Below are 14,061 nucleotides of genomic sequence, written 5' to 3' on the forward strand. Positions count from 1 at the left end.
GCCCGCGTTTAATCGGACTACCTGGCCGCGAGCGGTTTCCAGGGCTTGTATTGATCGAGCTCGGCGCGTGCCGAGGTCGGCGGTGCGATGATCCACATCACCTCGGCCCGACCACTGCCGATGTTCTCGCTGCGATGTGGTGTCGATGTCGCGTATTCGATGCTGTCGCCTTCTTCGAGGACGTGGCGGGCGTCGCCAAGAGAGACCTCGACGACACCGCGAAGGACGATCAGCATCTCCTGCGCGTCGCCATGCGTGTAAAGCGCGGAGCCGGTCGAGCCGCCGATATCGAACTCGCCGACATAGACCTCCATGTCGCTCAGCGGCGGGCGGGAAAGCAGCATCTTACGGCAGCCGTTGCTGGGCGGAAGACTTGGCCGCTCGCTGCGCCGGAGCACGCCATGGTTCTGTGTCGCGCTTTCCTCGAACAGCATCGCGACGCTCACGCCCAACGCCGAAGCCATCTGGTTGAGCGAGGCAGTACTGGCGCCGGTCAGCCCGCGTTCAAGCTGGCTGATGAAGCTGGCGCTCGTTCCGGTCGCTTCCGCGAGGTCACGCAATGATAGACGGCGAGCGAGGCGCAGGGCCTTGAGCCGCACGCCCAGCACCTGCTGCGCATGAGCTGCAGCCGTGCCGGCACCGATCGCCGCCGGAGCCTGGCCGTCCTCCGAAGCCTCGCGCATCCCGTTTTCCTCCACTTAACACCTTGTACAGTACCACTGTACAGCTGGCAATAGGGGGCGGATGCCATTTCCACGGTCCCATGGCGGGGAACGGAAGCCGATCAAAAAATTAAGCATTCAACGGCAGTATCGAATGTCGGCCGGCAAGATGTCGTACAGCAAGGACCATTGTCGATCTGCTGAGCGGGAAGGGATTGCGATATGTCATCCTGGCTAAGAAAAGGACCGTTGATGCTCGTGCGCAGCCTGCTGATGCTGGCTGTCTTGGCGATCGGCACTCTGACTGCACGGGCGTTGGAACCGGCCAGCTATCCGGAGCCGCCGGACTCCGTAGCTTTCACCGTTCAGAAGGACGGCAAGCAGATCCCGGTCACACTGAGGCAGTTGGAAAAGCTCGGCCTCTACAAAGTCATCACCACAAGTCCTTTCGAGCAAGGGCAATTGACGTTTGAAGGCGTCCTGTTCCGAGACGTGCTTAAGTCCCTGGGATTGGCAGATAGGGATTCCGTCACTCTAAGGGCCGCGGACGATTACGTGCAGGTGATTCCGCACGAGGATTGGACGGAAGGTCCTCTGCTTCTTGCGACGCGCCAGGACGGGGAGTTGCTCACCCGACGAACACAAGGTCCGACCCGCTTGGTCTATCCTCTCAAGGATTTCCCCGCCTTCGACACGCCGATCCGCAAACCGCGATGGATTTGGCTGATCAAGACGATCGAGTCCGACAACTGACCGGCTGGTAGGCCTCCATGGTGGGATCTCGACTGAGAGGCTGGCGCATTCCGCTTACCTATGGCAGTGCCATAGGGCTGGCGGCGGTCGGTTCCGCGATCCTCATCGTCATGCTGTTTGTCAGTATCAGCAAGATCGAGTCTTCGCTGCCCCGGTTCGGGTTCTTCGCCATACGCGAATTCCATATTGCCATACGCGACGTGACCCACCTGAGGGATATGATCTCGCTTGCTGAGGTCGCGCCCAACTCTCAGGCGAGCCTAGATCATCTGGCCGCTGCAAACGACCTGGTTTACATCCGCTTCAAGCGGGTCGACGGCGGCGAAACGATCAGCGCAATTCCCGCATATGCAGGCATCGTGCCGCGCGTGAACGACGCGGTAACGCGGCTCGACGCCGTGATCGCGGCGGGGCTCCCGTTCGATCAGCAGCGCTTGAAGGAACTGGGTCTGGAACTGGAGCAGATCGTCGGCCGGATGAACGACGAGTACTACAAATACGGCGAGGGCGTTAACGCCGATCTCTATGCGTCGGAAGTCAGCCTGAATCGGTTCAACTATCAGATAGCCTTTGCTCTGACGATCCTGTCGCTGCTGGCAATCGGAACGGCGGTTCTGTTCATCGGGCGCCGGGAAACGATAAAGAAGCTGGAATTTCTCGCCTGGCGCGACGCGACCACCGGACTGAAGAATCGTGCCTGGATGGCAGCCAACAGGGACGCCATGCTGGACCGGGCGAGGGAGACCGGTAGGCAGCTTCAGCTGCTCCTGATCGATCTCGACCATTTCAAGAGCGTGAACGACACCTTCGGCCATCACGTCGGCGATCTGCTGCTGAAGGCGGTTGCCGAGGTCCTTCAGTCGGTCGAGCGGCCCGGCGACGTAGCCGCCGTGCGATTGGGCGGAGACGAATTCGCCATCATGGCTATTGCCGATCGGAATGATCATGACGATTTGGGGCAACGTCTGCGCGAACGGCTGAACAGGTTCGCAGAGTTGGAGGGCCATCAGGTGCGCATTGGCGCCAGCATCGGCATGGCATGTTTCCCTCAGCACGGTTCCGACATTTCCACGTTGCTGCACAGTGCCGATAGCGCTCTCTACACGGCAAAGGCCGAAGGGCGGTCCGGTTTCGTGACGTTTTCGCCCGCGATCCTCAGTCAGATCGACATGCAGCTCGGTGAAGAAGCGGCCATCAAGCGGGCCCTCAATTGCGACGAGTTCTTCCTGGTCTGGCAATCCCAGTTCGAGCTGGCGACCGGCCGCATGATCGGGGCCGAGGCGCTGGTCCGCTGGCACGACCCGGTCTCGGGAGCGGTTCGTGCGCCGGCATCGTTCATTCCGATCGCGGAACGAAGTGAGCTGATACTGGAACTCGACAGGATGGTTCTGGGCAAGGCTTGCGAGCAAGCCGCCCGATGGATCCCTATTTCCACCGAAGAGTTCATCTGCTCGGTCAACGTCTCCGGAAGAAGCCTCCAGACCGATGCCTATCTGACGCATCTCACCGAGACGCTGCGGCAAACGGGGTTGCTTCCATCGCGTCTGCAGTTGGAGATCACTGAAGGGATATTCATCCAGAACAGCCGCAATGCCCTGGAGAGTATCGGCAAGATTAGAAACCTCGGAGTGAGCCTGGCACTCGACGATTTTGGGTCAGGTTATGCGAGCTTCGGATACCTTGCCGATTTCGACTTGAACCAATTAAAGATCGATCGCTCGTTCCTCAGCGATCTGGCTTCCTCCACGAAGAAACAGAACGTGGTCCGAGGCATCATCGCGCTGGCCAATTCGCTAGGCCTGACCGTTGTTGCGGAAGGGGTGGAGAACGAAGCCCAACTCGACTTCCTGATCCACGAACACTGTCACGGCGCACAAGGGTTCTTTATGTCGGAGCCTATTGAGGCAAGGTTGATGACCAACTATCTCGTCGCAAGGCAGGGTGGCGCCAAAACAGATGGAAAAGCTCGAGCCGAGTCTCTTCGCTTGGGCCCATCCATGCTGCGGAAAGTCGCCAAGCAGGGCCGCAAGACCGCCGATTAAATCAGGGCTCAGCCCTCGCCGGAAAGATCGCTCCGCGCCTTGTCCAGCTCCTCGGCGTAGCGCCGCATCAGATGGCTTTCAGTGAGCAGGCCAAGCACGATGCGGTCGTCGAAATCCTCAACGACCGCTAGCTCTTCAGCGCCGGCGCGCTGAAAGGTCTCGGCGGCGGACTGGACGTTCATCGACGGCACCAGCACCGCATCCTTGAACTGCGCGAGCGCCTGCACCGGAGTCTCGCCGTCTGAGAGGTCGCTGTGCAGTTCGGCCACGAGCAGCACGCCGACATAGTGCCGGCCCCCTTCGACGGCGATGACGCGCTGCGCCGAGCCGAGCGGGATCTCCTTGCGGAACTCGGCCAAGGTAATCGAAGCATCGATAGTACGGACGTCCTTGCGCATCATCGACCCGACATTGAGGCTGCGCATCCAGCCGACGTCGTGGGCGCTGCGGATCGTCTCGCCGCGCAGATGGAAGCGCCAGGTCGAGAAGGAGTAGCCGAAGGTCTCGCGGACCAGGATGGCCGACATGATCGACGCTGCCAGCACCACGCCGGTGAGCGTCAGGTCGCGCGTCGATTCCAGCGCGAGAAAAGTCATGGTCAGCGGGCCGCCGACGACACCGACGGCAAGCGACGTCATGCCGACGACAGCGGCGACCGCCGGATCGAGCGCGGTTGAGGGCGCAGCCATCGCCATGACGCCGGCAAAGACCTTGCCGAGCAGCGCCCCCAGGAACAGCGAGGCGAAGAACAGACCGCCGCGGAAACCGGAGCCGAGCGAGATCGCCGAGGCAGCAAGCTTCAGCACGAAGACGCTGGCCACCACGGGAAGCGCGTAGTTCATGGCGAACTCGCGGTGGAGTGCGCCGTGTCCGCTGGACAGCACCTGCGGCGTGACCAGCCCGAGCAGCCCGACAACGATGCCGCCGATGAAAGGTCTGACGGAAGCGTCGATCGCCAGCCGCACAAAGACGCGCTCGATAAGGCTCACCAGATGCATGATCGCGATGGACGCCGCCCCGCCGAGCAGTCCCAGCAGCAGGAACGGCACATACTGGCTGGCGGTCAGCGTCGGCAGGCCGGAAAGTTCGAGCGGAAACGGCACGCCGCCGAACATCTCAGCCGTCAGCGAGGCGGCGATCGCCGCCGTCATGACCGGCGCCACATTGGCCACCGAGTAGATGCCGATGACCAGTTCGAAGCCGTAGAAGGCACCCGTCAACGGCGCGTCGAAGGCGGCAGCGATCGCGCCGGCGGCGCCGCAGCCGACCAGGATGCGCACGTCGTTGCGGCGCAGCCGGAAGGCGCGCGCCAGCCGCGAGGCGATGCCGGAACCAACCTGCGTATAACCGGCTTCCAGACCGACCGAGGCGCCGAAGCCGCTGGAGATCATGGTCTGGCCGACAATGATGAACGTATCGGTGAGCGACATGCGCCCACCGTAGAGCGCGTTGGCTTCGATCGGGTCGACAGGCGTTCTGAACTTCCGCCTTCTCAGCCAGATCACCGAAAGGCCGAGCAGCAGTCCCCCGATCGCCGGAAACATCGCCTGCACCGGACTGGCCAGCGAAAACATCGCTGAAAGACGCCCGCCCGGCTGCACGTCAAAGAGCAGGAAGTGCATGGCTTGCACCAGCGCGCTCATGCCGGTGACCAGGGCGCCCGCGATCATGCCGACCATCCCCGCCATCAGCACAATGACGATGCCGCGCGCCTCGAGCACGGGAATGGAATTGATCAGCACCGCCCGAAGCCGGCGGGCGTAGACTTGCGGTTCGTTTATGGCAGGCAACGGAGCGGCTCGCCGGTATGCGGAGGATGGATGCTGCCGCGCCTGATACGCCCGACGGCATGGAGTGGCAACCGCAATGCCGACCCCTTGTGGCGCCATTTTGGCGTTGCGTCGATTAGCGACGGTTGGGCCGGCTACCCTCGCTGCGAGAACGGGAAAATGTCACTGATCGAAGATGGTCAGCGGCCCGCAATCGTCCCTCGCGACGAAGGTCGCCAGCAGCTCCGCCGGCTCCATTGCGCTCGCCTTCTCCGCGAACGATGCACCGTGCCCGGCGGCTCGAACCAGGTCTGTCCTTTGGCGGCAATTCCTCCGTCTGCCTCACACAGCCAGACGGAAGTCGGGCCGCCAGCCGAGTTCGCTGACCGCCTTGTCGGTCGCGACATGGCCGTTCGGCTCGGCGATGTTGAAGGCGCCCGGCGCACCGCGCTCGACGGCAAGCAGCACCGCATAAGCGGCGGCATCGACATGCAGCGCCGGGTCGGCGGCAGCGTCGGCTCCGGTACCAGGCCCGTAGAGATGCCCATAGCGCAGCACGATGCCCGTCATGGGCTCCTCGAGAACCTGGCGTTCGAGCGCGATCACGCCGCCGACGCTGATGCCGCGGCCGCCTTCCGCGCCGCTGTCGAGCGGATCGGTTTCGGCATGCGGCTCGGGTCCGGGCGCATAGGCCCAGGCGATGCTCTGCGCGATCAGGCGACGGGCGCCGGCCGACGCCGCGGCCTCGACCAGATTGCGGGTCCCCTCGTCGCGGACGCGCGCGTTTCCGATGATGGCCTCGCCCATCTTGTTGGGATCGAGTCCGGCCGGCAGATCGGTAAGCTGATGGATCACGACCTCCGGCTTCACCTCGGCGACCGCCGCAAGCAGGTCGCCGGCATCGAACACATCGATCACCACCGGGCTGGCCCCGATCGCGCGGAGCGCCTCGGCCTTCTCGGCCCGGCGCGTTGTCGCAGCTACCTGATGGCCGGCAGCGACCAGTTGCGGGATCAGGCGGCGGCCGATCGCGCCGGAACCACCAGCAAGAAAGATGCGATAGCCCATCGTCTTCCATTCCATCTTGCGATAATATCAGAGTTCGAACAACATATAAGAGCTCTTACATCGTGCGCAAGCAGAAACCGGAAATTCCGGCCCCTGGCAAAGGCAAGCGCGGCGAGGAAGGTTATCTCGGCTACCTGCTGCGCCAGGCCGCCGGCGCCTACAGGCTGCGGGTCGAGCGGGCGCTGGATGAGTTCGGCGTCACGCAGCCGCAATTCGCGACGCTGACCATGCTGTCGGCCTATCCAGGCATCTCCAATGCCGACCTCGCCCGGCTCGCGGTGCTGACGCCGCAGACGGTGAGCGTGATCGTCGGCAATCTGGAAAAGGCCGGTTCCGTGGTCCGCAAGCCGCATGCGGTGCACGGGCGCATCCAGCACCTTGATCTTAGCGACAGCGGCCGTGCCTTGCTGAAGAAATGTCGCGAGCGGGTGCAGCGGCTTGAACGCGAGCTGACCGCCGCACTTTCGGCCAACGAAGAGCGCGCCGTCCGGCGCTGGCTGGTCGCCGTCTCGATCGCGGACACGGCCGGTTAGATCGCAGTACCCTCGCCCGCTTCATAGAGCGCCAGCTTCCGATCCCCAATGCCGAGTTCCGCCCAGCTCGCGCGCCATTCGGCTATATGCGCTGACTTGAAATGCGCCTCGAGCGCCGCACGATCCCGCCAGGCTTCCGAGACATGGATCAGGCCGGGATCGAGAACATCCTGCGCATAGGAATATGCGAGGCAGCCGGCTTCGGCGCGACTCGCTGAAATCATTCGTCCCATCGCCGGCCTTGCCTGCTCGAGCCTGTCGGGTGGCAGCCGAATCGTGCCGATGATGAGGAGCATGCGCCTTTCCTTTCGCCAGCCGGCTCAAATCCCGTAGCCCCTCTCCCACCTTCGCGCAAGCTTGACCGGTTAAGGTCGGGAGCCTGCCTTTGCGCTGGGCAAGTCTGGATTCGAGGACGATATGGCGATCAGCGAAACAATCCCGTCCGGCCTGGCGGCCAAGAACGGCCGCGACGTTTTCTTCGCGCTCGGCATCGTCGTCATCCTGGCGGTGCTGTTCCTGCCGATCCCGGCCTTTCTTATCGACATCGGCCTTGCCTTCTCGATCGCGCTCTCGGTGCTGATCCTGATGGTGGCGCTCTGGATCCAGCGGCCGCTGGATTTCTCCTCCTTCCCGACCGTGCTGCTCATCGCCACGATGCTCAGGCTCTCGCTCAACATCGCCACCACGCGCATGATCCTGTCGCATGGCAATGAGGGTACGCATGCCGCCGGTTACGTCATCTCGGGTTTCTCGAAGCTGGTGATGTCGAGCGACTTCGTCATCGGCCTCATCGTCTTCATGATCCTGATCGTGGTGAACTTCATCGTCATCACCAAGGGCGCCACCCGCATCGCCGAAGTCGGTGCGCGCTTCACCCTCGACGCCATCCCCGGCAAGCAGATGTCGATCGACGCCGACCTTTCCGCCGGAATGATCGACGAGAAGACGGCGCAGCTTCGCCGCCGCGAATTGGAAGAAGAATCCTCCTTCTTCGGCTCGATGGACGGCGCGTCGAAATTCGTGCGCGGCGACGCCATCGCCGGCCTCATCATCACCGCCATCAACATCGTCGGCGGCATCGCCATCGGCTATCTGCGCCACGGCATGGGCCTCGGCCAGGCGGCCGACGTCTTCATCAAGCTGTCGGTCGGCGACGGCCTCGTCACCCAGATCCCGGCCCTCATCGTCTCGCTCGCCGCCGGCATGCTCGTCTCCAAGGGCGGCACGCGGGGCTCCGCCAATCAGGCGGTGTTCGGCCAGCTCGGCGCGCATCCGCGCGCGCTCTATGTCGCGGCCTCGCTGCTCGTCATCCTCGGCCTTATGCCCGGTCTGCCGCTATTCCCGTTCTTTGCCCTTGCCGGCGCCATGGCCGGCCTCGGCTACGTCATCCCGCTGCGCCACAACCGCGCGCTGGCGGCAGCCGAAGCGCAGAAGAACAAGGAGAGGGCCGACAAGGTCGAGGAGGAGAAGAATTCGGTCAAGGCCTCGCTTGCGACTGCCGAGATCGAGCTGCTGATCGGCAAGCAGCTCTCGACCAGGCTGCTGGTCGCACATCAGGAGCTGGTGTTCCGCATGTCGAAGATGCGCAAGAAATTCGCCCAGCAATATGGGTTCGTGGTGCCGGAGGTGCGCGTTGCCGACGACTTCGCCATCCCGCCGAAGAGCTATCAGATCAAGGTCCACGGCACCGTCGTTGCCGAATACCAGATGCGCGTGGGCGAAATCATGGTGCTGCTTGGCACCCGCGGCGTGCCGGACATCCCCGGTGAGGAAATCCGCGAGCCGGCTTTCGGCATGCGCGCCTATTCGGTGCTGGAAACCTTCGCCGAAGATCTGAAGCGCGAGAACTACACCTTTGCCGACAACATGTCGGTCCTGCTCACCCACCTTTCCGAGGTGATCCGCAACAACCTGCCGCAGCTCCTGTCCTACAAGGACATGAAGGCGCTGCTCGAACGGCTGGACCCCGAATACCGAAAGCTCGCCGACGAGATCTGCACCTCGCACATCTCCTATCCCGGCCTGCAGGCGGTGCTGAAGCTTCTGCTTGCCGAGCGCGTCTCGATCCGCAACCTGCACCTGATCATCGAGGCCATCGCCGAGATCGCGCCGCATGTGCGCCGCACCGAGCAGATCGTCGAGCATGTCCGCATCCGCATGGCGCAGCAGATCTGCGGCGATCTCTCCGAGGGCGGCATGCTCAAGGTGCTGCGCCTCGGCAACCGATGGGACCTCGCCTTTCACCAGAGCCTCAAGCGCGATGCCAAGGGCGAGGTGCGCGAGTTCGACATCGATCCGCGCCAGCTCGAGGAATTCGGCCAGGACGCCACCAAGGCGATCCGCAAGCATCTCGAAGCCGGCGAGCGCTTCGTGCTGGTCACCGCGCCGGACGCGCGGCCTTATGTGCGCATGATCATCGAGCGGCTGTTCACCACGCTGCCCGTGCTCAGCCACGTCGAGATCGCCAAGGGCGTCGAGATCAAGGTGCTCGGAACGATCTCGTGAACGCGCTCTCGCAAGGCGTCGTCATCGCCGCCTTCCTTGCCTTCTGCCGCATCGGCGCCTGTTTCATGCTGATGCCCGGCCTGTCGAGCGCCCGCGTGCCTCTCCAGGTCCGGCTGTTCGTGTCGATCGCCGCCACCGGCGGCCTGCTCGCCTTCCTCTGGGACCGCATCTATCCCTATGTGGATCCGCGCCCACAGGTGCTGGTGCCGATGATCGTTTCCGAGCTTCTGGTCGGCGGGCTGATCGGCGCCATGACCAGGCTCTATATGGAAGCGCTGCGCTTCATGGGCTCGGCCATCGCCATGATGATCGGCTATGGCGGCTCAGGCGGCCCGGCGATCGAGGAGCCGGAGCCGCAGGCTGCCCTCGCCGCCATCATCTCGTTCTCGGCGCTGCTCCTGCTTTTCGTCTTCGACTTCGACCACGAGATCGTGCGCGCGCTGGTCGCCTCCTACACGGTTGCTCCGGTCAATGTATTCTTCAACCCGCAGGCGGCGCTGGTCGACGTCACCGACACGGTGTCGGACGCCTTCTTCCTGGTCATCCGGCTCGGCAGTCCCTTCGTCGCCTACGCCATTCTGGTCAATTTGACGATCGGCTTCGTCAACAAGCTGACGCCGCAGATCCCGGTGTATTTCATCTCGCTGCCCTTCGTCATCGCCGGCGGGCTGATCATCTTCTACTTTGCCATCGGCACCTTGCTGTCGTTGTTCGTCGACGGCTTTGTCGACCTGACGCTAGCGAGGTAGCCGCGATGGCCTCGCGCAAGGACAGACTGAAGAAGTTGGTCAAGGTGCAGGAGCAGTTGAAGGCGCTGCACGAAACCCGTCATGCCGGCTTCCTCTCCGCGGCCGCGGCGGCCGAATCGGAAGCAAAGGAACTCATCGGGCATTTCGACGCTGATAGCTCGCTGGCCGGCCTGTTCCCGGAACTTTACCATCGCCGGATTGCGAACGCGCTCGGCCAACAAAAACAGAATCTTGAAAGCGCCCGGGAGGAGGCGACGTTGATCGCCGCCGCGACCGCGCGGACCAACATGGTCGAGCGCGCCTATAGGGACGCTCGCCGCCGCGACGACCGCGAACGCTCAGACCGCGAGCGGCTGGACCTCATTGCCCAGAAGCGGGGACATGACTAGGGCAATCAGGAAAAGCATGAAACGGTTGGGCTCGGCGACTTCGCCGTGGCCTCCCGTCCGGACTTGCGTCAAACCAAGGAGATAGAGCGGTGGATCCGGCGGGCGGCGAGCGAGGCTGTCAGGTGCCGGTCGCCGTCGTGCCGACCGACTTGGCCGCCCCGATCCGCTCCCAGCGCCTGCCATTGCCCTGCGCCTGCCGGGCGAAATAGTTGTAGGGCGTGCTGGACCAATCACGGACCGCGCTGGTGAGGTTGTCGAGCACCAGGTCGCCCTCGTTGGTGCGCACCGTCAGCACCGTGTGTCCCTCGCCGTGATAGCTTGCCACGGTCAACAGCAGCGCCGAGGCCGGCCAGCCGCGCTTCATCAGTTCGAGCTTCTTCAGTATCGCGATATCCTCGCAATCGCCGGACACGGTCGGCACGCGCCAGTCGTCGTTCTTGCCGACAACGGCTCGATCACTGACCTCGGTAATGCGTGAATTGACCGAAAGGTTGATCTCGTTCAATTGCGCGCTGAGCTGAGGCCGCAGGGCGACGACCTTTGTTCCGCCGGCCGTGCTGCAGAGGCTGGGTTGGCGGCTGCAGAACGAATAGAAGGCCGGCGGTGCGAACGCCTTGCCTTTGGTTTGCATTGCCGTTCCGGCCTGGGCGGCAAATGGGCTGGCAACCGACAGCAGAAATGCGATCAGCACGACATCGCTTTTCACGATCAACGTCTCCAAGGCGTGGTCTCGAGGATGAGGGGGCGGGGTTAATTAGTCGTTTTCAAAACCCCGAATTGCGCCGGCGGCGGGGCAACACCGTTAAAATATTAATACCTGCTAAAATAAGATTTGAGCGCTGCACTGCACCTCGCCATCCCCGCAAGCCTGCCACAAGCTTGTTGCGTCATTGTGCAACGGACAAAAACCGGCAAAAGGCAGTGCTTTCTTGGCGATTTCACCTCCCAGCGACATCGTGATGGACGTCGCCCGTGCGGCGGAGCCGGCCGACGTCGAGGCCGCGCGGGCAGCACTCGCGAGGCGGGCTGGCGGTGCCGGGGAGACCTTCTCGATCGACCAGACTGCCTCGGTCGAGGCGGGCTCGGTGCTCTCGCGCGCCGCTGCCGACAGGGGCGAGGCGGCAAATCCAGCCAAAAAGTTCCAGCGCTTCGAGGCGATGGTGCTGACCACTTTCATCCAGAACATGATGCCTAAGGACACCGAGGGCGTTTACGGCAAGGGTCTGGCCGGCGACATGTGGAAATCGCAGCTTGCCGAAAAGGTAGCCGATGTCATGGCCGCGCATGGCGGGATCGGCATCGCGAGATCGATGCTTGCCGACCATTATCTGGACGGCAAACACAAGGTGCCGGTCGGGCCCGTTGGGGGCGGACCGGAGAAAGCCGAGATCGACCAGCAGACCAGGCTTTCGACCTCCCTGGTCGACGAGCTCGAGCGTAAGGCCGCCCGGTCTATGACCGGTGACGACACAACCATAAAAACGGACATCAAGATCTAGGGACCTACATGGCCGACCAAACGGACCTTTCCAACCTGCCTGCACGAACCACCGCCGCGGAAGCACCGATCGCAGCTGCACGGCCTGGCAACCTCGCCGCCATCATTGGCCGGATCGAGGAGGCGGTGGACGAGGAGACGGCGGGTATCCGCAGCGGCACCAGCTACGACCTCAAGGCCTCGAATGCCCGCAAAAGCCGCTATCTCTACGAACTGACCCGCGCGCTGAAGGGCGCCAATGAGATCGAGTTCCTCGAGCAGCATCGCGAAGGGCTGGCGCGGTTGCGCCAGAAGCTGGCAAAGAACGAGGCGGCTATTCTTGCCCATCTCAATGCCGTCAACGAGGTTGCCACGCTGTTGAAGAACGCCATTCAGCGCGCCGATGCCGACGGCACCTATTCGGCAGGCGAATTCGGATATGCCCGGGCTTGAACGAGATGACCGCGGAGCAAGGTAGGATCCGGTGATCAAATTCCTCGCCGCAGCGCTTTGGATCTGCGCCGTAACCCTCGGCGCGGTGTTTTATTCGTTCCAGGCGGCGGGCGAGCGCGGCGTCGGTGAGCCGCCGAAGCCGATGCTGGGCGGTCTCGACTACGTCAAGACCGACATCATTTCGGTACCGCTCGTCCGCGATGCCAAGATCGACGGCTATTTTCTCACCAAACTCGTCTACACGGTGGAGCCGGATCAGATAAAGAAACTGTCGATCCCGGCGCCGGCGATCATCACCGATCAGGTCTATTCCTACCTCTATTCCAATCCGCAGATCGATTTCACCAAGAAGGACACGATCGATCTCGATGCTTTCCGCAAAGCGATCCGCGAGACCGTCAACGCCCGCGTCGGCGTCGAGCTGGTGCATGACGTGCTGATCGACCAGGTCAACTTCCTGTCCAAGGACGAAATCCGCGACAACGCCATCCGCCGCCGCAAGACAGCCGGCGAGACCGCGCAAGCGATGACCAAGCCGTTCCAGCCGGAGCATTGATCGGCTCTGGATCGACTTGGCACCGCCAGGGGTTCACATGCTTGTCCGGTGATGCGACATGCCGCATGGCGGCCACTTTGACGTAAACGTCAACCCGAAGCTATATGCGCCGGTGGCTGTCGCCGCGCTCCCGCGCGACGCGGCGCCTCGCCCAGCGGCCAAGGCCGGTGCGCGTCAAACGCAACCAAACGAGGAGAACCGCCATGGGCGTTCAGGAGATTGCCGACAAGATCAGGTCGCGCGTGGCAAGCGCCGGCTTCGAGCACTCGGTCAAGTTCGACACCGGCAGCGACGGCGTCATCGTTATCGACGGCGCGACCGTTTCGACCGCCGATGCCCCGACCGACTGCACGATCAAGCTCTCGCTCGACGATCTCGATTCACTGATCGCCGGCGATCTCAACCCGACCATGGCCTTCATGGCCGGCAAGCTAAAGGTTGAGGGCGACATGACGGTCGCCATGGCGCTCAGCCAGTTGCTCGGCTGACCGGCAGCCAACTACTTTTTGGAAGAGCGATGCGGCGCCGCGTTTTTGAACGCGCGGCGCCGCATCGGTATGCCTCCGAAGTGTCAGGCGACGAAATCCAGCGCCTTGACCTTGCGGCCGGCGGCCCTGATCGTGCCCGCGGCCGCGTCGAGCGAGCCCTCCTTCAGCTCGAGCGCCAGCAGGCGGTGCCGCTCATAGGGCCCAGGCATGGCGAGCGAGCCGGTGCGGTCGGCCGAAAAACCGAACCGCCCGTAATATGGCGCATCGCCGACGAGCAGGATCGCGCCGTGACCGAGCCGCGCAGCCTCGGCGGTCGCGTGCCGCATCAGCGCTGAGCCGATGCCGCCGCTCTTCAGGCCCGGCTCGACTGCCAGCGGCCCAAGCAGGAGCGCTGCCGGACCGCCCTCGCCCAGCGTCACGTCCCACAGCCGAACCGTGCCGACGACCGCGCCCGACGGGTCGCGCGCGACAAAGGCCAGGCCTTCCGACGGCCGGCGGCCACGCCGCAGTTTCTCGGACGACTTCTTCCTGCGCTTCGGCCCCATGGCGCGGTCGAGCAGCGCTTCGCGCGCCTGCATATCACCGATGCCTTCGGCAACGATGACGAAGGCCGGCGC

The 14,061-nt window shown here is 63.5% G+C and carries 16 protein-coding genes; 10 read left to right on the forward strand and 6 right to left on the reverse strand.

The window, feature by feature from the left end:
• Positions 1-17: 17 nt before the first annotated feature.
• On the reverse strand, positions 18-683 hold the full coding sequence (locus CK218_RS01900; protein ID WP_095781141.1) for an XRE family transcriptional regulator: 666 nt from the start codon (positions 681-683) through the stop codon (positions 18-20).
• Between the two features lie 231 nt (positions 684-914).
• Between CK218_RS01900 and CK218_RS01905 the strand changes: the two genes are divergently transcribed.
• Together CK218_RS01905 and CK218_RS01910 are read left to right on the forward strand one after the other, a co-directional pair.
• Positions 915-1,415 carry a molybdopterin-dependent oxidoreductase gene (locus tag CK218_RS01905; RefSeq protein WP_067326015.1) on the forward strand — a complete coding sequence of 167 codons (501 nt, stop codon included), beginning with the start codon at positions 915-917 and terminating at the stop codon, positions 1,413-1,415.
• 17 nt (positions 1,416-1,432) lie between these two features.
• Positions 1,433-3,457 carry a bifunctional diguanylate cyclase/phosphodiesterase gene (locus CK218_RS01910; RefSeq protein WP_095826699.1) on the forward strand — a complete coding sequence of 675 codons (2,025 nt, stop codon included), beginning with the start codon at positions 1,433-1,435 and terminating at the stop codon, positions 3,455-3,457.
• 8 nt (positions 3,458-3,465) lie between these two features.
• Here CK218_RS01910 and CK218_RS01915 read toward each other — a convergent pair whose 3' ends face one another.
• Entirely contained in the window at positions 3,466-5,247 is a 1,782-nt protein-coding gene (locus tag CK218_RS01915) for a chloride channel protein (protein WP_179294413.1), read from the reverse strand.
• 321 nt (positions 5,248-5,568) lie between these two features.
• The gene (locus tag CK218_RS01920; protein ID WP_095826857.1) at positions 5,569-6,294 is read right to left on the reverse strand and encodes an NAD(P)-dependent oxidoreductase; all 726 of its coding nucleotides are present in this window, start codon (positions 6,292-6,294) and stop codon (positions 5,569-5,571) included.
• Between the two features lie 62 nt (positions 6,295-6,356).
• Here CK218_RS01920 and CK218_RS01925 point away from each other — a divergent pair, with 62 nt between their 5' ends.
• Complete coding sequence (locus CK218_RS01925; RefSeq protein WP_095823405.1) at positions 6,357-6,827, forward strand: MarR family transcriptional regulator; 471 nt, start codon at positions 6,357-6,359, stop codon at positions 6,825-6,827.
• Here CK218_RS01925 and CK218_RS01930 read toward each other — a convergent pair.
• Positions 6,824-7,123, reverse strand: a complete 300-nt coding sequence (locus CK218_RS01930; RefSeq protein WP_067002458.1) for a putative quinol monooxygenase — start codon at positions 7,121-7,123, stop codon at positions 6,824-6,826. The genes CK218_RS01925 and CK218_RS01930 overlap by 4 nt on opposite strands.
• Before the next feature lie 121 nt (positions 7,124-7,244).
• Between CK218_RS01930 and flhA the strand changes: the two genes are divergently transcribed.
• Genes flhA through CK218_RS01945 form a run of 3 tightly spaced genes read left to right on the forward strand, consistent with a single transcriptional unit; the run spans position 7,245 to position 10,470 of the window.
• On the forward strand, positions 7,245-9,332 hold the full coding sequence (flhA, locus tag CK218_RS01935; protein WP_095826701.1) for a flagellar biosynthesis protein FlhA: 2,088 nt from the start codon (positions 7,245-7,247) through the stop codon (positions 9,330-9,332).
• Entirely contained in the window at positions 9,329-10,081 is a 753-nt protein-coding gene (gene fliR, locus CK218_RS01940; RefSeq protein ID WP_067326000.1) for a flagellar biosynthetic protein FliR, read from the forward strand. The genes flhA and fliR overlap by 4 nt, the downstream gene beginning before the upstream one ends.
• A gap of 5 nt (positions 10,082-10,086) precedes the next feature.
• Positions 10,087-10,470, forward strand: coding sequence for a hypothetical protein (locus tag CK218_RS01945; RefSeq protein WP_095826702.1), 384 nt, complete (start codon positions 10,087-10,089; stop codon positions 10,468-10,470).
• Positions 10,471-10,588: 118 nt separating this feature from the next.
• On the opposite strand, the gene CK218_RS01950 is transcribed toward CK218_RS01945, so the two are convergent.
• Entirely contained in the window at positions 10,589-11,176 is a 588-nt protein-coding gene (locus tag CK218_RS01950) for a transglutaminase-like cysteine peptidase (RefSeq protein WP_245418651.1), read from the reverse strand.
• Positions 11,177-11,399: 223 nt separating this feature from the next.
• Here CK218_RS01950 and CK218_RS01955 point away from each other — a divergent pair, with 223 nt between their 5' ends.
• The 4 genes from CK218_RS01955 (at position 11,400) to CK218_RS01970 (ending at position 13,444) form a co-directional block, all read left to right on the forward strand.
• Positions 11,400-11,969, forward strand: coding sequence for a rod-binding protein (locus tag CK218_RS01955; RefSeq protein ID WP_245434833.1), 570 nt, complete (start codon positions 11,400-11,402; stop codon positions 11,967-11,969).
• Between the two features lie 8 nt (positions 11,970-11,977).
• A complete protein-coding gene (locus CK218_RS01960; RefSeq protein WP_067325992.1) occupies positions 11,978-12,400 on the forward strand; it encodes a hypothetical protein in 423 nt (140 codons plus the stop codon).
• A 31-nt stretch (positions 12,401-12,431) separates the two neighbouring features.
• Positions 12,432-12,956, forward strand: coding sequence for a hypothetical protein (locus CK218_RS01965; protein WP_067002470.1), 525 nt, complete (start codon positions 12,432-12,434; stop codon positions 12,954-12,956).
• Between the two features lie 203 nt (positions 12,957-13,159).
• Complete coding sequence (locus CK218_RS01970) at positions 13,160-13,444, forward strand: SCP2 sterol-binding domain-containing protein (protein WP_067002744.1); 285 nt, start codon at positions 13,160-13,162, stop codon at positions 13,442-13,444.
• 83 nt (positions 13,445-13,527) lie between these two features.
• Here the strand turns inward: CK218_RS01970 and CK218_RS01975 are convergent, their stop codons facing one another.
• Positions 13,528-14,022, reverse strand: a complete 495-nt coding sequence (locus CK218_RS01975) for an N-acetyltransferase (protein WP_067002746.1) — start codon at positions 14,020-14,022, stop codon at positions 13,528-13,530.
• Positions 14,023-14,061: the final 39 nt, after the last annotated feature.

Source organism: Mesorhizobium sp. WSM3879 (assembly GCF_002294915.1).
Classification (GTDB): domain Bacteria; phylum Pseudomonadota; class Alphaproteobacteria; order Rhizobiales; family Rhizobiaceae; genus Mesorhizobium.